This window comes from Phoenicibacter congonensis (genome assembly GCF_902386915.1).
In the GTDB taxonomy this organism is placed as follows: Bacteria; Actinomycetota; Coriobacteriia; order Coriobacteriales; family Eggerthellaceae; genus Phoenicibacter; species Phoenicibacter congonensis.
This window is the reverse complement of record NZ_LR698997.1, coordinates 75,868-97,151: the sequence shown is the minus strand read 5'-3', so window position 1 is coordinate 97,151 and position 21,284 is coordinate 75,868. Positions and strand designations below refer to the sequence as shown.

Annotated in this window: 21 protein-coding genes and 1 tRNA gene; 21 read left to right on the top strand and 1 reads right to left on the bottom strand. The window is 42.0% G+C overall.

Annotation, left to right across the window (positions count from 1 at the left end; all coding sequences use genetic code 11):
* The first annotated feature begins 80 nt into the window (after positions 1-80).
* The 3 genes from glyA (at position 81) to FXZ76_RS00445 (ending at position 4,566) form a co-directional block, all read left to right on the top strand.
* Positions 81-1,337: a serine hydroxymethyltransferase gene (gene glyA, locus FXZ76_RS00455; RefSeq protein ID WP_079535181.1), complete on the top strand. Its 1,257-nt coding sequence runs from the start codon at positions 81-83 to the stop codon at positions 1,335-1,337.
* Positions 1,338-1,721: 384 nt separating this feature from the next.
* Positions 1,722-2,906, top strand: coding sequence for an alanine racemase (alr, locus tag FXZ76_RS00450; RefSeq protein ID WP_079535180.1), 1,185 nt, complete (start codon positions 1,722-1,724; stop codon positions 2,904-2,906).
* Entirely contained in the window at positions 2,899-4,566 is a 1,668-nt protein-coding gene (locus FXZ76_RS00445; protein ID WP_079535179.1) for a bifunctional folylpolyglutamate synthase/dihydrofolate synthase, read from the top strand. Before alr ends, FXZ76_RS00445 begins: the two co-directional genes overlap by 8 nt.
* A gap of 17 nt (positions 4,567-4,583) precedes the next feature.
* On the opposite strand, the gene hpf is transcribed toward FXZ76_RS00445, so the two are convergent.
* Positions 4,584-5,156, bottom strand: a complete 573-nt coding sequence (gene hpf / locus FXZ76_RS00440; RefSeq protein WP_079535178.1) for a ribosome hibernation-promoting factor, HPF/YfiA family — start codon at positions 5,154-5,156, stop codon at positions 4,584-4,586.
* 68 nt (positions 5,157-5,224) lie between these two features.
* Between hpf and FXZ76_RS00435 the strand changes: the two genes are divergently transcribed.
* From FXZ76_RS00435 to FXZ76_RS00355, 18 genes are all read left to right on the top strand, one after another.
* Positions 5,225-7,495 carry a cytochrome C oxidase Cbb3 gene (locus FXZ76_RS00435; RefSeq protein WP_079535177.1) on the top strand — a complete coding sequence of 757 codons (2,271 nt, stop codon included), beginning with the start codon at positions 5,225-5,227 and terminating at the stop codon, positions 7,493-7,495.
* An 18-nt stretch (positions 7,496-7,513) separates the two neighbouring features.
* Positions 7,514-8,239, top strand: a complete 726-nt coding sequence (gene nagB, locus FXZ76_RS00430; RefSeq protein ID WP_079535176.1) for a glucosamine-6-phosphate deaminase — start codon at positions 7,514-7,516, stop codon at positions 8,237-8,239.
* A gap of 349 nt (positions 8,240-8,588) precedes the next feature.
* Positions 8,589-9,746 (top strand): N-acetylglucosamine-6-phosphate deacetylase, encoded by a 1,158-nt coding sequence (gene nagA / locus FXZ76_RS00425; RefSeq protein ID WP_079535175.1) that lies wholly within the window; start codon positions 8,589-8,591, stop codon positions 9,744-9,746.
* A gap of 18 nt (positions 9,747-9,764) precedes the next feature.
* The gene (locus tag FXZ76_RS00420; protein ID WP_079535174.1) at positions 9,765-10,685 is read left to right on the top strand and encodes a 3-phosphoglycerate dehydrogenase; all 921 of its coding nucleotides are present in this window, start codon (positions 9,765-9,767) and stop codon (positions 10,683-10,685) included.
* Between the two features lie 135 nt (positions 10,686-10,820).
* Positions 10,821-10,895, top strand: a tRNA-Val gene (locus FXZ76_RS00415).
* 577 nt (positions 10,896-11,472) lie between these two features.
* Entirely contained in the window at positions 11,473-12,156 is a 684-nt protein-coding gene (gene cpaB / locus FXZ76_RS00410) for a Flp pilus assembly protein CpaB (protein WP_157887264.1), read from the top strand.
* Between the two features lies 1 nt (position 12,157).
* A complete protein-coding gene (locus FXZ76_RS00405; protein ID WP_079535172.1) occupies positions 12,158-12,502 on the top strand; it encodes a hypothetical protein in 345 nt (114 codons plus the stop codon).
* Positions 12,503-12,546: 44 nt separating this feature from the next.
* Complete coding sequence (locus FXZ76_RS00400) at positions 12,547-13,767, top strand: AAA family ATPase (RefSeq protein WP_079535171.1); 1,221 nt, start codon at positions 12,547-12,549, stop codon at positions 13,765-13,767.
* Positions 13,764-15,086, top strand: a complete 1,323-nt coding sequence (locus FXZ76_RS00395; protein ID WP_079535170.1) for a CpaF family protein — start codon at positions 13,764-13,766, stop codon at positions 15,084-15,086. Before FXZ76_RS00400 ends, FXZ76_RS00395 begins: the two co-directional genes overlap by 4 nt.
* Before the next feature lie 107 nt (positions 15,087-15,193).
* A complete protein-coding gene (locus tag FXZ76_RS00390; RefSeq protein WP_147571467.1) occupies positions 15,194-16,048 on the top strand; it encodes a type II secretion system F family protein in 855 nt (284 codons plus the stop codon).
* Between the two features lie 5 nt (positions 16,049-16,053).
* A complete protein-coding gene (locus FXZ76_RS00385; protein WP_079535168.1) occupies positions 16,054-16,986 on the top strand; it encodes a type II secretion system F family protein in 933 nt (310 codons plus the stop codon).
* A gap of 39 nt (positions 16,987-17,025) precedes the next feature.
* A complete protein-coding gene (locus FXZ76_RS00380) occupies positions 17,026-17,262 on the top strand; it encodes a class III signal peptide-containing protein (RefSeq protein ID WP_079535167.1) in 237 nt (78 codons plus the stop codon).
* Positions 17,226-17,495 carry a hypothetical protein gene (locus FXZ76_RS06285; RefSeq protein WP_079535166.1) on the top strand — a complete coding sequence of 90 codons (270 nt, stop codon included), beginning with the start codon at positions 17,226-17,228 and terminating at the stop codon, positions 17,493-17,495. The genes FXZ76_RS00380 and FXZ76_RS06285 overlap by 37 nt, the downstream gene beginning before the upstream one ends.
* Positions 17,479-17,952 carry a TadE/TadG family type IV pilus assembly protein gene (locus FXZ76_RS00375; RefSeq protein ID WP_157887263.1) on the top strand — a complete coding sequence of 158 codons (474 nt, stop codon included), beginning with the start codon at positions 17,479-17,481 and terminating at the stop codon, positions 17,950-17,952. Before FXZ76_RS06285 ends, FXZ76_RS00375 begins: the two co-directional genes overlap by 17 nt.
* Positions 17,949-18,566 (top strand): hypothetical protein, encoded by a 618-nt coding sequence (locus FXZ76_RS00370; RefSeq protein WP_079535164.1) that lies wholly within the window; start codon positions 17,949-17,951, stop codon positions 18,564-18,566. Before FXZ76_RS00375 ends, FXZ76_RS00370 begins: the two co-directional genes overlap by 4 nt.
* On the top strand, positions 18,563-20,632 hold the full coding sequence (locus FXZ76_RS00365; protein ID WP_079535163.1) for a hypothetical protein: 2,070 nt from the start codon (positions 18,563-18,565) through the stop codon (positions 20,630-20,632). The genes FXZ76_RS00370 and FXZ76_RS00365 overlap by 4 nt, the downstream gene beginning before the upstream one ends.
* Positions 20,629-21,039: a DUF192 domain-containing protein gene (locus FXZ76_RS00360; protein WP_079535162.1), complete on the top strand. Its 411-nt coding sequence runs from the start codon at positions 20,629-20,631 to the stop codon at positions 21,037-21,039. Before FXZ76_RS00365 ends, FXZ76_RS00360 begins: the two co-directional genes overlap by 4 nt.
* Complete coding sequence (locus tag FXZ76_RS00355; RefSeq protein ID WP_147571466.1) at positions 21,011-21,262, top strand: hypothetical protein; 252 nt, start codon at positions 21,011-21,013, stop codon at positions 21,260-21,262. Before FXZ76_RS00360 ends, FXZ76_RS00355 begins: the two co-directional genes overlap by 29 nt.
* The last annotated feature ends 22 nt before the right edge of the window (positions 21,263-21,284 follow it).

The window sequence follows — 21,284 nt, the reverse complement described above, 5'->3', positions numbered from 1 at the left end:
ACCCAGTCGGGTCGCAAGTTGCGGGGCTTAATCGTATAATTAAGCAGTTAACATAATCAGTTTAAAGACTAGAGGGAATCATGCCAGTTCAAAATTTAAGAGATACTGATGCTGAAGTTTATGAGGCAGTGCGAGCTGAACTTGGGCGCCAGCGCAACTCCATTGAGTTGATTGCTTCAGAAAACTTCACTTCTCGCGCTGTAATGGAGGCAATGGGAAGCGTTTGTACGAACAAATATGCCGAGGGGTATCCAGCCAAGAGATATTACGGCGGTTGTGTGAACGTCGATGTGATTGAAAACATTGCGCGTGAGCGTGCATGCAAGTTGTTTAACGCTAACTTCTCAAACGTTCAGCCTCATTCAGGCGCTAATGCAAACTTGGCTGCCTATTTTGCGCTAATCAAACCTGGTGACAAAATTATGGGAATGAGCCTTGACCATGGTGGACATTTAACTCATGGAAGTCCAGTGAATTTCTCGGGCAAACTCTATGACATTTGCGCATATGGTGTTGATCCTGAAACTGAAACTATCGACTACGATGCCGTTGAAAAAAGAGCAAAAGAAGAGAGACCTGCTTTAATCGTGGCAGGAGCGTCAGCCTATCCTCGAAAGATTGATTTCAAGCGTTTTGCAGAAATAGCTCACGAGGTCGGGGCCTATTTGATGGTTGACATGGCACACATCGCTGGGCTTGTTGCAGCTAGGTGTCATCAAAATCCAGTTGACTACGCTGATGTTGTTACCTCAACCACGCACAAAACCCTGCGCGGACCTCGCGGCGGCTTTATTCTCACAAACAACGAGGAGCTTGCAAAAAAAATAGACAGTGCTGTTTTTCCTGGCACGCAAGGTGGTCCTTTGATGCATGTAATCGCAGGCAAAGCAGTTGCTTTCGGCGAGGCTCTAAAGCCAGAATTTAAAGATTATATTGGGCATGTTCTTGAAAATTGCCAGAGCATGGCTAAGGGAATCGCAGACGGAGGTCTTCGTCTTGTCAGTGGTGGCACAGACAATCACCTGTGTCTTGTCGACCTCACCGCTGCAGGTGTTACTGGTAAAGAGGCAGAGGCTGCTCTCGGAGTTGCTGGTCTGACCGTTAACAAAAACACAATTCCAAATGAAACACGATCGCCATTTGTCACAAGCGGAATTCGCGTTGGAACCGCAGCAGCAACGACTACGGGTTTAAATTCTGAAGAGTTCTACCATGTTGGTGACATGATTTCGAGAGTTGCATTTAATGCAAGCGACGAAGCAACTCTTAAAACCGTACGTGAGCAAGTTTCAAATATCCTCGAAAATCACGTCCTTTATGAGGGAATGGTTTATTAGTTATTCCTTTTTTGGTTTCTTTATTTAAGAGACAAATAAAAGCACCCTCGATATTGCGCGGGTGCTTTTCTCTTTGTCTAACACGTAATTTATGACTGTTTGGGTGTTTCTTTATTCTTTTTGGGTAAAAGGCTTTTTTTGAATTTATTTACTCGCATGTAAAAACAAGAGCAATGCCTATTTTCCCCGTCGTTTCGCCACTTCTCAATTTCTGTATCACCGAGTTAAAACAGAGAATTCTTAGAAAAGTCGTAAAGGCAAAAAATAATCGAATTTTTTATGTGACATTAAAAAACTGTTACCTAGTTGTAACCAATTCATGAATAATTCGCGCTACTGTATTTAGTGACAATTGGGCCATCGGAGTGAAATTATAATTAGGTTATGGACGAGAATAAATACACAAAATCACTTGATGATTATGATTTAAATGCGTTGCGCGGGGCCTGGGTGGAGATAGACCTTGGGCGTTTGCGCAACAATTTTTATGCAATTAAACGCTCGCTAAAGCCTGGCACGAAAGTGCTGAGCGTTGTTAAAGCTGACGCATATGGACATGGCGCCGTGCGCTGTGCAAAAGTTTTTGAGAGCTGCGGAACCGACTATTTTGGTGTCGCAACCGTCCTAGAAGGCATTGAACTTCGAAGGGCTGGAATCTCAAAACCAATTCTCATGCTTTCTCAACCGCCTTTCGATGCAATTGAAGCATTGCTCGACTTTAACATTATGCCTTCAGTTTTTGATTCCGAGTTCGCAATTCAGTATGGCGAAGCAGCAGACGCACGAGGCGTGCACGCCCCATTTCATCTTGCCATTAACACAGGCATGAACAGAATTGGTGTGTCTTGGAACGAAGCGGCAGAGTTTGCTCGTCTCATTTCATTCCATCGAGCTCTAGACTTGGAGGGATGCTTTACGCATTTTGCCACTGCCGACGAAATTGACACGCTCGATTTCGAGAGACAGGCAAATCGTTTCAAGACTGCAATTGATGAGATTCGTGCAGTTGGAGTAAATCCTGGAATTGTACATTGCTCTAACTCAGCTGCCACTTTGAAATATCCTGGTGTTCATTTCGACATGTGCCGACCTGGAATTATTCTCTATGGCCTAAAGCCTTCACCTGTAACAATTCCGAAAATTGAACTAAATCCCGTTATGAGTGTGAAAGCTCACATCACCGACGTTCGCAGCGTGCCAATTGGGGAAGGCGTGAGCTATGGTCTTCATTACAGGAGCCGCGGCTACGCTAAAGTTTGCACGATTTCTGTTGGGTATGCCGATGGCTTGCATCGCGCATTAAGTGGCAAAATCGACTTTCTTTTCAGAGGGGAGAGGCATCCGCAAGTTGGTTCGATTTGCATGGACCAGTGCATGTTTGAAGTTTCACAACGTCGCTTGGCTGTTAATCCTCAATCAGATCCGATGGTCGGAGAAGTTGTTACGATTATTGGCGAAGACGGAGATAATTGTGTGTCTCTTGATGAAATGGCTGAAGCTGGCAACACTATTAATTACGAACTGGCTTGCGACCTTGGAGCAATGCGTTTGAACCGCATCTATGTTTGATCCAATAGCCTACATCAACGAGCCAAGATGGCAAAAGGTTTCGCTTGGGCTTTCTCGGATTGAACTATTACTTGAGCTTCTTGGGAACCCACAGAACCAACTTAAGTTTGTTCATGTTGCAGGAACTAATGGCAAGGGTTCAGTTTGTGCCTATCTTGATGCAATTTTAAGAGAGGGTGGCCTAAAAACAGGTTTATTCACATCACCCTACATTGATCACTTCGAAGAGCGCATCCGCGTGAACAATGAAGATATTGATATCAACAATCTCACGAAAATTACTCTTTTGGTGAAAGAAAAAGCTCTCCAAGTTGAGAATCAACTTGGAGAGCATCCGACGGAATTTGAGTTGATGACGGCAGTTGCGTTTGTCTATTTCTTCCAACAGATGTGCGACATTTGTGTGGTCGAAGTTGGTCTTGGGGGACGTCTTGATTCTACGAATGTGATAACCCCTTTGCTTTCTGTAATAACAAAAATTGGCCTGGATCACACAGCAATTCTTGGTGACACTCTTGAAAAAATTGCATATGAGAAAGCGGGAATAATTAAGCCTGGTGTTCGAGTTGTTGTCGATCAACAAACAGAAGAAGCCAGACTTGCAATTGAAAAAGTTGCCAATAAAACAAACTCAGAAATAATCTATGTTGACAAAGCCTCCTTGCGACAGGGCGGTCTTTTAATGTGCTGTAGACAAAACGAACCTGTCTTTTCTGAATGTGATTGTGAAGATGTTGTTTTTGATCATTCGCACCGCAGAAATTATTTAACTAGTTCGGTTGAGCCTTTTTCTAGCATCGATGCAGATCGCCTCTCAAACTTGGCGCATGTGTGTGACTCAGAAAATAATTGCAATTTACAATTTGTTTCTGGAACAAATAAATCCTGTGAATGCAACTCTTACTTCCATTGTTCGTTTAATGCCACTAGAAGTTTTTTATACAGAAACAAAAGCTATTACACTCAACTTCTTGGTGCCTATCAGCCAGAAAATGCAGCAGTTGCAATTGAAGCAGCCTTCGCTTTGGGCATAGATGAGAGCAAAATTCAAGCTGGCATCGAAAATGCAACTTGGCCAGGTCGTTTTGAGCTTTTTTCGTGCGGGCTTCCTTGCCTTGTATTTGTTGACGGTGCGCATAACCCTGATGGAGCAGCTGCTCTTCGTGATTCGCTTCTTGATGTTACAAAAGCCCTTAAAAACCGTGTTTTTTGTAAACAAGAACAGAATTTGCAAATCATGTCAGACTTGAATAATGTAGATTTTCAAAACATGTCAGACCTCAAAGTCGACACAGCAGATTTCGATCAAACGCACAAGTCTGACATATGTTTGAAAAATGTAAAAATCATCGCTGTAATGGGAGTTCTAAAAGATAAAGACGCACGTGGCATTCTTGAAAATGTTGGTGATTTGATTGACGAGTTTTATGTCTATGAACCCAACAATCCAAGAAAACTTCCCGCAGATGATTTGTCGGCCTTGACTTTTGAATATGGCGTTACCCACGAAACTTCTAATGCAAGAGGGGCACTTGACGCCGCGCTTAAATGCGCTGTGCATGAAGCCACAAAAAAAGACACCCAAAGTGTCATTGTTTGCTTTGGGAGTCTTTATTCAGTCGGTGAGCTTCGAGCCCATTTGAAGGAATTTGCTAGTTAAGTTATTTTCTCTAGCCCTTAATTTTTTGGTGACAATAGACCATAGCCGCCGTCGAGTCTTCTGTAAAGAAGGTGAACATCGTTTGAATCACGGTCGGTGTAGATATAGAAGTCGTGTCCAAGAAGGTCCATTCTTGAAAGTGCTTCTTCTTCGGTGCAGACTGTGTAGGTAATCTCTTTACGACGAATAATGTCGTCTTCGGTCAACTCATTCATTAATGCTTCGATGTCAAGATCTCCGCTTGTGGCAGCTGCAGCCAAAGGAGCTTCACCTGCTTCTCTTCTTCTCTTTTCATAGGTGCGAGTCTTATATTTGCGAAGCTGGCGAACGATTTTTGCGGCAGCGATGTCGATTGCTGCATACATATCAATGTCACGAATTTCGACGCGGGCAATTTGTCCCTTTAATGTCACTGTAACTTCGCAGGTTGCCGGCGTTGGATTTGCAGGATTTTTCTCACAGTACAAAACTACGTCGCAGTTGATGATGTCTAATCCAAGTTGTTCGACGGAGTCTTTGATTTTCTCTTCCGCATACTTCTGAAGAGCATCTGTGACTGGCATTTTACGCCCTGAAACTGAAAACTTCATGGCATAACCCCACTTTCTCTAGTTTCCTCTAAGAACGCCTTCATTATACTGCATGCTATAATTTTGCAATGCGTTCAATCCACGAAAACACCCGTTATATTTGGCAAAATTGGGGCGAGCCCAGGAAGAAAAAACTCCAGTGCTTGGGCAGAAATTTGCTACTTTTGTTGCCTGCGGCAGTGTTGTTGGAGACGTTTGTGTTCAATTTCAATTACTTTATTACGCTAAAAAATGAGCCCATTGACATGGCGAGCCAAATTACTGCAACAAGGACCAACAAGACTAACGAAGATGGAATTTCGCCATTCGTTCTCACGAGTGCAAATCACACAATTGAGTTTAAAAACGTAGACACGAAGGTCAACTCGTTGTTTCTTGATTTTGACGACTCTCAGAAGGCTCAAGCTTTGAGGGTAAAGATCCAGTTTACCGACGATGCTCATGTGAGTTACTTTGATTCAACTGAATATACAGAAGGCATTCCGCTGTCTTCGCTATCTACCGCAATTGAAAACACACATTACATTCGAATCAATTGCTCTGGGCAGTTGCACAATATTAAAATTGAGGTTGTTTCTGACGGCACACACGATTTGGAATATCCGATTTATCTCAACACTATCGAGATAAACCCGAACAGGCCTTTTGATTTCAATTTTGTGCGCTTTGGTTTTGTCCTGTTTGCAATGCTTGTTATTTATGCCTTCAGACCGAAGTCTGCAATCTATCGGATCATGATTCGAGAAAACGATTTCGCATCGAAAACTTTGATTGTTGGTGCCACTTTCGTCGAGATTTGCTTGGCATCGACTTTTATGTTTTTTGGCTCTAATTTAGTCGGTATCGCAACTTCAAGCTATAACTATGGCGATTGGGATGGTCACTCCATAGTGAATTCCTATCAAGTCGGCGGAAAGAATTCGCAACAATATGCACTACTAGCCCGCGCTTTTGCGCAAGGGCAGGTTTCGCTTCTGGAAGAACCACCGCAATGGTTACAAGAAATGGACAACCCCTACGATAAAGTTTCACGTGATGAAGCGGAAAAAGAAAGCGGGGAAGACTACCTATTTGATGTTGCCTATCGTGATGGCCATTATTATGTTTATTTTGGTGTTGTTCCTGTCCTGTTGTTTTATTTGCCGTTTTATTTATTGACTGGATCCGATTTCCCTACCGCAATTGGTGTTTTGATTGCGACGATATTTTTCTTTGCGGGAATAACAGCGTTGCTTCATCGTTTTGCGAAATATCACTTTAAGCGCGTTAACCTCGGCATTTTTCTCATACTTCAAGTTGCAATTGTTGTGTGTTCGGGCACTCTTTATCTTTTAAAGTTCCCGACTTTTTATTCGTTGCCAATTGCATGTGCGATAGCATTTACCGTTTGGGGACTTTATTTCTGGATGATGGGAAGGCACAGAACCCACAAGAAGCTGGTTTTCTTCGCTGGTTCTTTGTGCATGGCGCTTGTTGTTGGATGTCGTCCACAACTTGCAATTCTTTCATTCCTTGCGTTTCCTTTGTTTTGGCGAGCATACATTAGTGAGAAAAGGATTACCACCAGGGATGGATTGCAAGAATTCATTTGCTTGATTGCGCCATATGTGATTGTTGTTTGTTGTCTGTTTGTCTATAACTACGCGCGCTTTGGCTCGCCGCTGGATTTTGGCGCCAATTACAATCTCACTGTGAACGACATGACAAAACGAGGTATCAACGCTGGTCGAATTGCCCCAGCGCTTTTCATGTATTTTTTCCAGACTCCGGCTACAACTGGTGTTTTTCCGTTCATTCAAGAAACTGCTTTTGAGTCGACCTATTTTGGACAAACCATTCGTGAGGCAACTTTTGGCGGAATATTTGCTTGTCTTCCAATTCTTTGGCTAATAATTATTGCTTTCCCTGTCTTGAAAATTCGTAATGCACAACGAAAAACTAAAACAGTTAGCGGAGTTGTTCTGGCTCTCATTGTTAGTGGTGTTATTGTTGCAATTCTTGATGCGGAAGTTGCAGGAATTTTGCAACGCTATTACGCTGATTTCTCATTTATGTTTCTTGCGGCGGCCGTTCTCATTGCGTTTATTCTTAACGAAAATGCTCTTCTCTCTTCGTCTTTGGATGAGGCGGAAGAGGAAAGTCTCTCGCGCGGAAAAGACATTTCAATTGTGCCTTTGCACTTGAGTTCTAATCTTTTGTACAAGGTTATAATACTCACGGTCACAGTGAGTGTGATATACAGTCTGCTCCTTTGTTTTGTTCCTGAAACAGGATGGTATTCCGATGTTTATGCGTGGAGTTACGAGGGATTCAAGCAGGCATTTTTGTTCTGGACCTAAAAGTATGAAGGAGATTGTATGCAGTTCATTATTGAAGAAACCTACGAAGACGTTTCACGTGCTGCGGCCGACATTATTGCCGAGCAAATTCAGTCGAAGCCCGCTGCCGTGTTGGGCCTTGCCACTGGATCTACTCCAATTGGAACCTATGAAGAGCTTGTTGCGAAGTTTAAGCGCGGTGAGGTATCTTTCGAAGACATAACGACTTTTAATTTGGATGAGTATGCAGGACTCGATGGAGATCACGACCAGAGCTATCGCTGGTTCATGAATCATCATCTGTTCGATAACGTCGACATTGACAAGGTGCGCACTCATGTTCCATCTGGTAACAGCGATGATCCAGAGAAAATGTGCGAAGACTATGAAAAAGCAATTGAGGAAGCTGGCGGCGTGGATTTACAACTTCTCGGGCTTGGCCACAATGGACACATTGGTTTTAATGAGCCATGCGATGAATTCCCAGTTGCTACGCATTATGTTGAGCTAACTCGGTCGACGATTGAGGCAAATTCTCGCTTGTTCAACTCAATCGATGAGGTTCCGACGGCTGCCTACACAATGGGAATTGGCACAATCATGAAAGCAAAAAAAGTCTTGCTCCTTGCAACAGGTGAAGGTAAGGCAGAAATTGTTAAGAAGGCTTTCAAGGGAGAAGTTACACCACAAGTTCCGGCTTCGATTTTGCAAAGTCATCCTGATTGCACAATCATCCTCGACAAAGAGGCCGCAAGCCAGCTTTAATCGATTGTTAGTTTTTAAAGCCAGAAATAAAACTTATCTGGTTTTTTTATTCCCTGCTATTTAAAATGCATGTCAGACTTCAATGTTAAATTGAACATAATTCTTGAATTTTTAAGTCTGACATAAATTTTAAATTTCATTTTTGGTGTCAGACTTCGTTTGTTGATTAGAGAATCGTGAGGTCGGCAGCGGTTTATGAGATTTGAAAAGCATGTCAGGCTTTGATTTTGAGGTGTTTAATTTTTAAGTCTGACATAAATTTAAAATTTTAATATCAGGTCAGACTTGCAAGTGAATGCAAAATTTTTTATTTTAAAAACATGTCAGACTTCATTGTTAAGGAGCACAAATGGCTGTAATTAATGGAAAGGTTTTCGTAGATGGCGCTTTTGTAGAAGGCAAAAACGTAACGTTTGAAAATGGGAAAATCACTGCTGTTTCTAAAGGTGCAACAGATTCAGGAGAAACTGTTGATGCACGTGGTTGCTATGTAATTCCTGGTCTCGTTGACTTGCATTTTCATGGTTGCGTGGGTGCAGACCTCTGTGATGGAAAAGTTGAATCTATTGTAAAAATTGCGAAATTTCAGGCAAGTGTCGGAACAACTTCAATTTGCCCAGCTACAATGACCTATTCCGAAGAGATTTTGACGCCAATAATGGATAGCGTCTCTCAATTTGTTGAAGCGCAAAAGAGAGGTGAAACCCCAAGCGATTGTTCAACTTTTGCTGGCATTAACATGGAAGGCCCCTACATTTCTCCTGACAAAGTGGGGGCACAAAATCCTGCATATGTCCATGCCGGCGACATTGCAGAGTTCAATCGACTAAATGATGCCAGTGGAAAAATGATTAAGCTAGTAGATGTCGCACCAGAGGTCATTGGGAATCTTGACTTCATCAAACAAGCGACCGATGAGGGCGTTCGTGTCTCGATTGCTCACACCTGCGCTACTTTTGATGAGGCGAACAGTGCTTTTGAAGCGGGTGCTCGTCAGATGACTCATTTGTTTAATGCTATGAATCCTATTCATCACAGGAAGCCAGGTCCAGTAGTTGCGGCGTTTGATGATGACAGAGTAATGGCCGAATTAATTTGCGATGGGATTCATTCTCATCCAGCTGTCATTCGAATGGCTTTCAAGCTGTTTGGAGATGACAGAATCATATTGATTTCTGACACCATGCGGGCTTGCGGCCTTGAAGATGGAACATATGATCTTGGGGGGCAGGACGTTACCGTTCATGGTTCTCTTGCAACTATTGCTGACGGTTCGATTGCCGGAAGTGTTACATGTTTGCCCGATTGTTTGCGCTATGCTGTAAAAACCGCTGGCATTCCGCTTGAAAGTGCAGTGAAATGCGCAACCGAAAATCCCGCTCGCGCTCTTGGAATGGGTGGAAAAGTGGGCACAATTTGTGAAGGAGCCTCGGCCGATATTTTAATTTTGAACGAAGACCTCACATTAAACAGTGTTATTCTTCGTGGTGAGAAGATTGCCAGCTAGAAAGCAGAAAGGGTTTTCATGTATAAAGTTCATTGCTTAAATAACATTTCAAAAAAAGGCCTCGATTGTTTCACAAATGATTATGAAATTGTCGATTCTATCGATGAAGCTAACGTGATTCTTGTTAGAAGTGCAAACATGCACGATATGGAGCTTCCTGATTCGGTTAAATGTGTTGCACGCGCTGGTGCTGGCGTTAACAACATTCCACTTGAAGCTCTTGCAGAAAAGGGCATCCCCGTTTTTAACACGCCTGGCGCAAATGCAAATGCAGTAAAGGAGCTTGTATTGGCAGGTTTGCTTCTCAGCTGTCGCGACATTATTGGTGGATGCAACTGGGTTCGCGATAATGCTGAAGATGAGAATGTTGGCAAGAGTGCTGAGAAAGCTAAGAAGGCTTTTGCTGGCGGCGAGATTTTAGGAAAAACGCTTGGCGTGGTTGGTCTTGGAGCAATCGGCCGCCTTGTTGTCGAGTCAGCAGAGGCGCTCGGCATGAATTGTGTTGGATATGACCCGTTTCTAAATCAGGAAAAAGCAAAGGAAATTAGCGAGAAACTTTTGTTTACTGAAGATTTGAACGAGCTTTTAAGCAAGTCAGACTTTGTGACAATCCATGTTCCTGCAACGGCAGAAACTTCAGGAATGATAAATGCCGACGCGATTAGCAATATGAAAGACGGAGTTGTATTTTTGAACTTCTCTCGCGATAAGCTTGTCAACGACAAAGACATGGCTCAAGCTCTTGAAAGTGGAAAAGTTGCTAAATATGTAACCGATTTCGCAAACCCTGCAGTTGTAAAAATGACTAACACAATTGTCATTCCTCACCTTGGGGCTTCAACGGCTGAGGCTGAAGACAACTGTGCAAAAATGGCAGCTGAAGAAGTTATGGCCTATCTTGAGCGTGACGAAAAGATTCATTGCGTAAACATGAAATAAATCTATTTTCATTGAACTAGTGGGAATAAAAAGATTTATTAAGTAGCTAAATTAGTTCTTTTCTTAAACTGTAGTAATTAGTCTGTTATAATTTCAAGTCGCACGGTTCATATTGTGCGACTTTTCTTGTTAGATGGTCGAGTGGCGCAGCGGGAGCGCAGTTGCCTTACAAGCAAACGGTCGGGGGTTCAAATCCCTCCTCGACCACCATCTTTTCTAAATCCAATTTTTTCATAGCGTTATTGATTCTAGCTTTGGATTAGTTGACTGTTTCTAGTTTGTCAGCCTTAGGCTAAATCTTAAAAGTAAATCTTTATTGTTCTTCCTCACTCTGAAATCCAAGCGCAGAATTCTAGAGGTTAGATGCTCTTTTCCTGCGATGCTATTCATGATTTTAGGGACAAAAGTTTTCCGCAGCCCTAACTTTAGTAAGAGGAACTATTTTGCTTGAAATTCGACATTCACAAATCACTCACATTATTCTTCTTAATTAACTCGTTTTTATAATCAGTTGCTAATTAGTTTTATATATTCATTATCTTCTTCAGTGAAGATTCATCTTTAACGTGAAAAATTCAACAGTTTTTCTTCATTAGCATCGTCACAATTTGTTCATTTGTGTCTTCACTAGTTCAACACTAAATCTCTCACTTTCTTTTCATTTCAATCCAAGTTTTCAATATGCATTTTGTGGGTAAAAGTTTCACATGTTTTTTCACTTTTATTTTGAAACTTAAATTTGTCGTCGACGAAGCGAAACGCAAGTTTGATCTTAAAGGGGGTTATTGTGAGGCTAAAAGTTTTGCCCGGGCTGAGCAGAAACATAAAAGTTGCACTTTGTTCAGGGCTTATTGCTGCTGGTTGTGCAGGCGCGTTTTTGGTTAGTGTTAAAAGTGATGCGGCTGCAAAAGAGCAAGAGGTTGCCAGTGATTTTGGAGGCGTTAACGTTGAGGTGTGCGTTGCCAATAGAGACATTGCTGGCGGTGAAACCATTAGAGAAAGTGACATTGAAGTCAAGCCGTGGGTTAACTCTCTTCTTCCAGTTGATGCGGTTAGGGATGTTTCTGAGTGTGAGGGCAAGCAGTTAGGCTCAAGCATTCTTAAAGGTGAAGTTATCTCTTCTGCACGATTTCAATCAGGAGACGCAAAAATCAACGCGCCAACTGGCAAAGTTGCCGTTTCGCTTCCGTTGAATGACACGTCATCGGTTGGAGGTACACTTCGGGTTAATCAGAAAGTTGACGTTTATGCGACTGGATCAACGTCTACTACGAAAATCTGCTCAAATGTTCAAATTCTCGAAACTTCAAATTCTGACAAGACTGTTAATTCAGAAACTAAATGGATTACAGTTGCTGTCGACAAGGAAAAAGCTCAAGAGGTTGTGAGTGCTGCGCAGAAATTGAGCTTATATGTTGTGCTTCCTTCCGACAGGGAAATGCCACAAGTTGGCGATTTGATGGAGGAATGAAATGCTTAGTTCGCTTAATCAAGTTTTTCAAAAAATGAAACTCACTCTTGGAGTTTTGATAGAACACTACGAAAGGCAGAGTTTTTGTCCTGCTTTAGCGGACCTAAAGAAAAAACTTTTCGTTAGATTTGGACGCGAGAAAAATGTGCACATACAACCTAAAGATTGCAAACCTGGCTGTTTAAAAAATGTATGCTCGAATTGCGCATTCAAAGAAACAAGTTGTGCTATTTGTTTTGAAAATTTTGATGCTTTATTTTCTGCGGCCATGGTTGAGGGAAGCGAAGCGAGCGATTCTGTTACTTTTTTCCTTCCGCTAAATGAGCTTGTCAATTTCGTGAATTGATTATTTTTAATTTTCTTTTCAGTTTCTTTATGGGTTTTTAAATTATGAAAAATCTTATTTGTATCGATTCAATGTGTCTAAAATCTCCTACTGAGTTTGGGCTACCTGTTAGTCTTCTGGCGAGAGAAGATTGCCTCTTCGTGAGCGATGGTTTAAAGGCTAGAAATGCCGCTAGATTGCTTGATGAAGGTGCTAGAGTTTTGGTCATTTCGTCTGACGATGTTGACTCCATAAATCTGGCAGCAGCAATTAAACACGACCATCTTAATCTCTTCGTTGCTCTGGTTGTAAGGGAAATTAGTGGTTCTCTTCGATCTAGAAAAGATGCTTGTCGAATTGACGAACTAATCGTTGTTGATGAATTAGAGAGCTTCTTTAGGAGAGATAACGATCTGAAAGATCAGATTTTAGGGATTGATGATTATGAAATAGATGAAAATTGCGCTCTCGAAGTGCCGGAAAAGGAAATTGTAGATTCCAAGCAGTCGTGCTGGACGATGACGGTCTTTTCTGGGTCAGGGGGTGCAGGAAAATCTTGCGTTGCTGCAGTTTCGGCAAGCTTGATGGCCTCCTTGGGTTTTAAAACACTTTTAATTGATTCAGATTTTCAGTTTGGAGATCTTGCAGCCGCTTTCAGAGACTCGAATGTTGTGAATTATGAGGATGTGGTGAGTAATGGCCGTTTGTCTGATGCAGCTAAGAATTCTTTCAACGTTAGTTCAAGTTCAATTGAAGGAGAGCTTATCATTCTGGCAGCTCCGAAACGTTTGGAAGCGAGTGAAACTGCTTGTGATGTTCTCCCAGCATTGCTAGATTATCTCTCCGCTTGTTTTGATTGCATAATTATCAACACTGGATCTAACTGGAGTGATGCACATGCGCATCTATTGAAGTTTTCATCGGCGTGTCTGTTTTTAATCGATCAGAGAGTGTCTTCGGTGCGAGCGTGTGCGCATGCTCTTGACCTTGCCGAGCGTCTAAATGTTTCAAGCGCTTCATTTAAATTTGCACTGAACAGATGCTCTAGGAAACAATTAATTTCATCTTCTGATGTCAAGGCAACCCTTCGTTGTGCTGATGTTTGGGAGTTTAAAGATGGCTCCTTGGAGGTTGAAGAGAAAATGTGTTGTGCGCGAGTCAATGATTTAGTTTCGCAGAAGAACGCACTTGCTGTTTCCATCTTCAATTTTTTGAAAGACGTTTGCCCCCTTTCTTCTAAAGACAGGAAATTGTCTAAAGGCGCATTGGAAGAAGGCCTGTCATGAGCTTACAAGAGATGGTGAAATCAGCTGAATTCACGAGAGCAGATGCTCTTGGAGTGAAGATTCTGAGTGAAACTCAAAGTGAAGTTTCAGTGAGAGACCTCAAAGAAGAGGTGCAACGATATGTTTCCCTCGATGACATAGCCTCTATGCTGTTAGATGATCCGCGACGCGCGCGCTCGGAACTTACAGGTGCATGCAAACAGGTGTTTCTTAACAATGAGCAATTTGCTAATTCTAAAAGCAGAGAAGCGGAATTGACTTCTGCATTGATGGATGTTGTGTTTGGAATGGGGCCAATTGAAGATTTTATCGTCGATGAGGACGTCACAGAAATAATCATCAATGGTGCAAGCGAAATATATATAGAAAAACGTGGAACTCTGGAAAAGACTGACTTGCAATTCGAGGATGACGAGCAAGTTCGTGTGCTCATCGACAAAATTTTAGCTCCTCTTGGAAGACGCATAGACGAGGCAAGTCCGATGGTGAATGCTCGTTTAATGCGCGGTCACAGGGTGAATGCTATTATTCCTCCGATTTCTCCAGATGGCCCAATGGTGACTATTCGCGCATTTAGAAGAGACGTACTTTCGCCGGAAATAATGCTTGAATCTGGATCTATAGAGCAAAAAGTTTATCAATTTTTAAAATGGATAGTTCTTCTTAGGAAAAACATTGTGGTTTCTGGTGGGACCGGAAGCGGTAAAACCACGATGCTTAATGCAGCTAGTTGTTTTATTCCTAAAGGTGAAAGAGTAATTACTATTGAGGACTCTTTGGAGCTAAAGTTCTCTTCTGATTTGCATGTAGTGCGGCTGGAAGCTCGCCCACAAAACACTGAAGGAGTCGGTGAAGTTACAATTCGAGATCTTGTGAAGAACTCACTGAGGATGCGACCTGATCGAATTATTGTTGGGGAGTGTCGAGGTGGAGAGGCCCTAGACATGCTCCAAGCCATGAACACTGGACATGACGGTTCCATGACGACAATTCATGCAAACTCTAGTGAAGATGTCGTCGAAAGAATGACTGCCCTGGTTAGATATGCTGTTGATCTTCCTATTGATGCGATCATGAGCCAGCTTGGAAGCGCGTTTGATTACATTATTCAAGTAAAAAGAGACCGTAGAGGTAACAGATACCTGAATGAAATATCTTCAGTTCATTTTGATAGACTTGCAAGGCAAATTTCTATAGAACCCCTTTATTCTCGAGAGCAATTTTACGAAGGTGGAAATTGGTTTTCTGATGCTGGGGTTCCAAACTTGGCTCTTTCCTTTGGGTTTGCGGAGGCTAAGGAGGTTTTGGAGTGGAACTAAGATATTTCACACTCTTCGTCTGCGCTTTTTGTTTCTTAGGGATTAGCATTTTTTTCGCGCTCTTGGTAATTATTGAAAGCTGTCAGAAGCAAAAAATTTTGTGGAGCATGGGCGAAACGAAAGATGGAAGCTTTACTCAACTCATCTTTGGTGTGTCTAACAGAGTGTTTGGAAGTTTGAGTTCATTAATCCTAAAATTGAAGTTTATTGATAGTAATGCTTGCAGCGTTGTTACCTATCTTTCACTAAAAGGCGTAATAGTAGAAGCTAAAACAGCAGTATCGTGCTTGATTCTCTTTTCGTTTGTTTCTGCTTGTCTTACTTTCATTTTTACCATTTCTTTAATTTGCGCATTATGCGTAGCATTTTGCATCTTTTTTGCATTGACGGCGTTTTTTACTAATTTGCTCGCTAAGGAATTGAGTGGGCTTCGCGAACAAGTGCCAGATGCAATTCGTTGTTTGTCAACTTGTGTTAGGTGCGGACTTTCATTAATGCAGACATTTGAGCAGGCTTCGCATGAATGCAAAGGGGCGCTTGGGCAAGTTTTTCTCTTGGCTCACAATCGGTTAAACATGGGTTCTTCAGTTTCTGAATCATTGGAAGTTTTTGAAAGCGTCAGGGAAATTCCCGAACTCAAATTCATTGCAGTAGCTTTTAGCGTTCATCACGTGACAGGGGGCCCAATTGCAGACGTTCTTGATTGTGCACGTGAGTCGGTTTTGAGTGAGCTTGAGCTTGCAAGAACCCTTCGCATTCAAACTGCTCAGGCCAAAATGTCAGCCTCAATTGTGACTATATTGCCGTTTGTTCTATTGGCGCTGTTTTCGTTTATGAGTCCCGGTTTCTTGAATCCTTTTTTCTCTAGTTTTGTTGGAATTTCGATTCTAGTGCTTGCATTATCCATGCAACTTACAGGTGTAATGCTTGTCAGAAAGACACTTGCGAAATGTGAGGAGTGAAACATATGTGTGCATCATCTGAAATATTGTTGCTTCTTACCACTGCGATTATGGCGTTTCTTGCTGCTTTTAGTTTCTCTTTGGAATTGGAGAGCAACAAACGTGTTGCGAGGGTTAAAAACTGCCTATATTCTGAATCTCCTTTAGCAAAGGAGCAACGGTTGTCGATTGAGGACCGCCTAATTAGCTACTTGGAGTTGGGTGGTTCGAAAGAGTTTAAGTCTAATTTTCTTAATAGGGTTACAAATTTCTTTTCAAGCTCACCAGCTTTGCTAAGTGAAATTGTTTTTGCTGGGCTATCGGGCAGAGTTTCGCCGAGCGTTGTCGTTGCTGCTCAATTAAAAATTGGTCTATTAACAGCCGTCATTTTTGGTTTCATTGGTTTAGTTTTTTCACAAGAGCTACTAATTCTCGGTTTCTTGTTTGGATTATTTTTAGGGTTTTCCTACCCAAGAAACGTTCTAAAAAAAATGAAAGAGAAACGTTCTTTAGAGCTTGAGCAGCACTTGCCTGAAATGCTCGAAATATTAAGCATTGGTATGAGAAGTGGCCTTTCCTTTGATCGTGCGTGTGAGATTTACACAGCAAATTTCAAAACCATAATAAGCAGAGAAATTGCTTCTGCACAACAACTTTGGCAGAGCGGGATTTTGTCACGAGAGAATGCCCTTCGCGATGTTTCAAAAGGATATGACTCACTAATGTTTTCCAGAACCATCGAGGGATTGATTAGAACCTTGAAGCTTGGAAGTTCAGTTAGTGAATCTTTAATGTCTACAGCCACAGAAGCTCGTTCTGTTTATAAAGCAAAGCGAGAAGAACAGGTTAGAAAGGCACCTATCAAAATGATGATTCCGACAGGCGCCTTGATTTTGCCCGCAATGCTCCTCATGATCCTGGGCCCGGTTTTATTGGAGCTGATCGGGGGAGGTGTTTAGGAATTATGAGTTTATCGAATAGAAAGTTGGAGGTTAGCTATGGATTTATCAATTTGGAAAGCTGTTCGCAAGCATTCAAGAATCGCTGTACAGAGGTTGAGTTGTGCATTTTGCAACTTGCAGTCAAAGCTTGTGTGCAAAAAAGGGCAGGGGACCACCGAGTATGCAATTCTTGTCGGAGTGTTGGTTGTGATTGCAATTTTGGCAATAGCAGTGTTCAAGCCGAAGCTCCAAGAACTTTGGGATGCAATCTCGGATGGAATGAACTCGCTTTAAGGAAGAGAACTGTTTTTGATCTTGTAGCTCTTGAAAGAAAATTCAAATCTCAAAAGGGTCAATCTGTTGTTGAATTTGCGATTGTTGCTTTCGTTGTATTGTCGGTGATTGTTGCCTTAATTGTGCTGTTTAACAAGTTAAATGATGGAACCTTTCTTGCTCATGCTATGACTTCATCCTCTCACAATGTCACACATTCAATTGCTGGAGTTATCGATGCGTTTTCGTTCTGACATTGCCTTGAAGATTAAGGGAGCAAGCGGGCAGGCAACTTTGGAAGCGGCCTTTATGATTCCTGTACTTTTAACTTTGATTTTGCTTTTAGTGCAACCTGCAATCATTTTTTACGACCTGATCGTTATGAATTCAGCTTCTTCTGAAGCATGCAGGCTGGCTTCTGAACCAGGGTCGCAAAAAAATGCCGATATTGAGTATTTAATCAGAAGAAGACTTTCGGCTGTGCCTCAAGCAGACTTGTTTCACATTCATGAAGGAGGTTGCACTTGGCAAATCAATATTTCTGGCAGAGGATCATCAAAGGTTGAAGTGAGCATATCGAACAAATTAAAGGCGGTTCCTCTAATTGATGTTGCGCTCCGGGCTTTTGGTGGTGCTACTAGAAATGGGGTAATCGAGATTTCTGCAACTTCTAAACAAGTTGTGCAGCCTGACTGGGTGGGTAAAAAATGATGGAATTATTGAAAAACTCCAAAACTCTTTTTGTTGATTCTCAACAGTTGCGCAGACAGTTTAAAGGAGCAATTGCAATTTCGCAACCTTTTTCAAAGTGCTTGATAAAAAATAAAAAGGTGAGACCCTACTCTTTTCTGCGACTTTTCAATCTGAAAAAGCATTGCTCATTTGGGGAGACATGCGAAAAAATTGATGATAAGAGCGGGCAGATGGCTGTCGAGTTGAGCATTGTTTTTCCCATCATGATTATTGTTGCAGTTGTCTTAGTTAATGCACTTTCTTTTGCAAGTGAATGTGCACGTTTTGATAGAGAAGCGAGAAATGCTATCAGGTGCGAGGCGTCAACGCCTGCTATTAATGAGGGCTATTTCGGACCTGCATCTAGGATTGAATCGGCGTTGCAGTCAAGCTTTTCTGCGTCAAATGAAAGCATAAGTGTTTCAGTGAGTAAGAGTTCTTTGTTTACCACGCGCTATGAGTGCGAGCTGATGTGGTCTCCAACATTGTTTGGAATTGGAATGAAAACTAGCGTGTTTGGTGTGCAATTGTTTCAGTTGTCGCATAAATGCGCATTGAGTGTAAATCCCTACCGAGCAGGTGATGTTTTATGATTAGCAAGCTTAAATCGAGCAAGGCCAGCGCTTCGATTGGTGGTGGAATTTCAATCCTTGTAGCGCTTGCTTTAATGTTTACTGGGGTTCGGCTGTATCAAATCGAAACTGAGGCTGCTTCTATCCAAGAGACATCGGATGCGTCGGTTCTGGCAGCGGAGGCGCAAGTGGCTAAGTTCTATAACGTTGCGAACACATGTGACACTGCCATTGTCGTTATGAATGCGGCTCAATATGTTCTTTGGGGCACAGCTATAGTGTTCGCATGCGCAGGCAATGTTGCTACTAGCGCTGATTTAATTGCCAAGGCAAATGACATCGGTGAGGCTCGTTCGTCTTTTTCGGCAACAGCGAAAGAGGGGCTCTCTGTTTATCAAGAGGCACTACCTTTGCTATCAGCGGTTAGCGCACTAAATGTTGTTCAAGAAAATGAACTAGATTCTGGCAATTCTTTGGGGATTGCTGTGCTTGTTCCAATGAAGGTCAAGGAAATAAAACTTGACACTTCTGCTCTTGAAGAAGCGGAAAGTAAAGCAAGCTCCCAGGTTGATGAAGTTCAAAAAGAGGCAGAAGAATTACAAAAACTAAAAGAAGAAATGGACAAAATTAATCGCGAAGCGTGGGTCTTAGATTGTGGCGCAGACCCTGCCTATTGTCTTTATGAAAGAGCATCATCGCTATCAAACATTTCTTCAACTGATAATCCACATTATTCCTCTCCTGATGCATGGGATTTTAATGTTGCTTTTCGTCGCTCTTTTGCCTACTTCCAATCGAGAAAAGAAACTGAGTCCCCTCAGGCTTTGGATGATTTGAGGGAGCGTTCAAGATCATATCTTCGTAAGGATTATTACGAATGGTGCGTGAGCGAATTTGAGGATAGTCTTGGAAATTTAGGAGATTCGGGGCAATATGTTTTGCCAGAGCTTTATTCTGAGGCAAATAGTTTTAGGGATTCAGACAGATACAACGAGAACATTTATCCCATAACTGAAAGTTCTGGAACTAGAACAATGCATTCTAATCCCGGCATGCCTTGTGCAGCTGGTTTTGTCTCTCTCGGGTCTTGTTCGCAGTTTGATTCTGAAGAATTTTCTGAGTGCGATGTTTGTGAGTTTAGCACCTCGAATGTTGGCAGTGTTGCTTCTGCGACAACAAACACTGTCAGTGGTTTTGAACATTACTATCACCAGATTCGTGCATTAAAGGATTCATTTGACGAGGCGAAGAAAGCCTTTGATGAAGCATCTGGAAAGATGAAAGATACGCTTAATGAGGCAAATGATGCCTTGTCTAGTTTTTTAAACGAGGCGAAAAAGGCGAGGATTAAAGTGTCGCCTCCTGGCAGAGACGGTGCAATTTCTCTCACTGTTTCAAAGAATGGGAAAAGCAAGAGTTCTGTTGATAACTTGTTTGTTAGAGAAAATGATGAGCCTGGGTTTACTTTTGCAGTTTCGGGAGCAAAGCTTGAAACTGATAAAGCAGAAAGCGGAATTTCAATGCTCATGAAAAGGTTGGAGCCTAAGACCGATGACAACAGCGTTGTTGCACGAGTTTGGAGAAACATCCTTAATCAGTTTGGAGAAGAAAAGGAACTTTCGGGCAACTTGCTTAATGTCGAATCTTGTTCAGGTGAGCTATCTTCAGAACTTGCTGGTCATGCTAAAAACTTGCTATACGACACTCTTGATGGATTAGGATTGTCTCCTTCTGATTGGGTTGCTAAAAAACCCGTAATAAGAAACACGGAAAAGGTGATTAAGGGGTCAAAGGATGATTTTGCCTCTGCGTTTGAAAGCGCACAGTCGCTTGCTAGGAAGTCTTCTTCACCTTCTACTAATTTCATGGCCGCTGTTTCAAGTCTTTTAAATTCAGAGTTTGACGAAGAGATAAAGAAAGCAAAGTTTGATGTTGCTGTTGCTGACTTGCCAGTAATTGGAGAAGTGAAAGTTGAGGTTGATTTTGAAAAACTGCTCGGGGAAGAGGGTAGAGCCAGGGTAAAGGGTGTGATTTGTGAATTGCAAGATGTTCAGTTTGGAAAAAACGATATTAGGAGCTGGAAATGAAGAAGAAGAAAAGACCGCGTTATAAAAAATATGATTGGCCAGAAGTTGTTAGAGGAAACAATGGCTATTTTCCATTTGAGAGCTACTGGTCGTTCTATGAAAGACTCAAAGGGCTCGAGTTCACAGAGAAAGACAACATTACGAGAGTTTTTATGATGTGCAACAGTGTTCACACGGTTGGCATGAAAGAACCAATTGACATAGCTTTTGTTGATGCTTTTGCTTTTGTTTTAGCAGTTTATCATGATGTGCAACCTGGTTCACTCTTGACACACAAAGATGCTGAAGCTGTTCTGGAACGATTTTCAAGTGCTGAGCCATGGGTAGAGCCTGGAGAAACCTTGCTGTTTGATAAATATTTTGCAGAGGAGGCTGATCGTGAAGAAATGTCCAGTGTGCAACAGTAGATTGTTTGATGATATGGATGTTTGTTACAACTGTCTTCACCATTTTGAAGACATTGACGACATCAAAGAAGAGTCTGTTGATAGTTCGGAGGTCAGTTTTAATGTTTCTGCTGATCAAAATCTTGATGCTAACTACGCTTCAATTTCGTTTGAAATAGGAGATTTCTTAATCGCTTTTAAGAATTTTCTTGATGACTACTTCAAATGTATCAAATGTGCTTAGGACGCTTGTGGAGGGTCAAATG

Coding starts and splice junctions, on each gene's coding strand:
- glyA (WP_079535181.1), top strand. CDS start 81: ATGCCAGTTCAAAATTTAAGAGATACTGATGCTGAAGTTTATGAGGCA.
- FXZ76_RS00435 (WP_079535177.1), top strand. CDS start 5,225: ATGCGTTCAATCCACGAAAACACCCGTTATATTTGGCAAAATTGGGGC.
- nagA (WP_079535175.1), top strand. CDS start 8,589: ATGGCTGTAATTAATGGAAAGGTTTTCGTAGATGGCGCTTTTGTAGAA.
- FXZ76_RS00365 (WP_079535163.1), top strand. CDS start 18,563: ATGATTAGCAAGCTTAAATCGAGCAAGGCCAGCGCTTCGATTGGTGGT.
- FXZ76_RS00375 (WP_157887263.1), top strand. CDS start 17,479: ATGCGTTTTCGTTCTGACATTGCCTTGAAGATTAAGGGAGCAAGCGGG.
- FXZ76_RS00445 (WP_079535179.1), top strand. CDS start 2,899: ATGTTTGATCCAATAGCCTACATCAACGAGCCAAGATGGCAAAAGGTT.
- FXZ76_RS00370 (WP_079535164.1), top strand. CDS start 17,949: ATGATGGAATTATTGAAAAACTCCAAAACTCTTTTTGTTGATTCTCAA.
- FXZ76_RS00420 (WP_079535174.1), top strand. CDS start 9,765: ATGTATAAAGTTCATTGCTTAAATAACATTTCAAAAAAAGGCCTCGAT.
- FXZ76_RS00380 (WP_079535167.1), top strand. CDS start 17,026: ATGGATTTATCAATTTGGAAAGCTGTTCGCAAGCATTCAAGAATCGCT.
- FXZ76_RS00385 (WP_079535168.1), top strand. CDS start 16,054: ATGTGTGCATCATCTGAAATATTGTTGCTTCTTACCACTGCGATTATG.
- nagB (WP_079535176.1), top strand. CDS start 7,514: ATGCAGTTCATTATTGAAGAAACCTACGAAGACGTTTCACGTGCTGCG.
- FXZ76_RS00390 (WP_147571467.1), top strand. CDS start 15,194: ATGGGCGAAACGAAAGATGGAAGCTTTACTCAACTCATCTTTGGTGTG.
- FXZ76_RS00400 (WP_079535171.1), top strand. CDS start 12,547: ATGAAAAATCTTATTTGTATCGATTCAATGTGTCTAAAATCTCCTACT.
- FXZ76_RS00360 (WP_079535162.1), top strand. CDS start 20,629: ATGAAGAAGAAGAAAAGACCGCGTTATAAAAAATATGATTGGCCAGAA.
- FXZ76_RS00405 (WP_079535172.1), top strand. CDS start 12,158: ATGCTTAGTTCGCTTAATCAAGTTTTTCAAAAAATGAAACTCACTCTT.
- FXZ76_RS00395 (WP_079535170.1), top strand. CDS start 13,764: ATGAGCTTACAAGAGATGGTGAAATCAGCTGAATTCACGAGAGCAGAT.
- hpf (WP_079535178.1), bottom strand. CDS start 5,156: ATGAAGTTTTCAGTTTCAGGGCGTAAAATGCCAGTCACAGATGCTCTT.
- alr (WP_079535180.1), top strand. CDS start 1,722: ATGGACGAGAATAAATACACAAAATCACTTGATGATTATGATTTAAAT.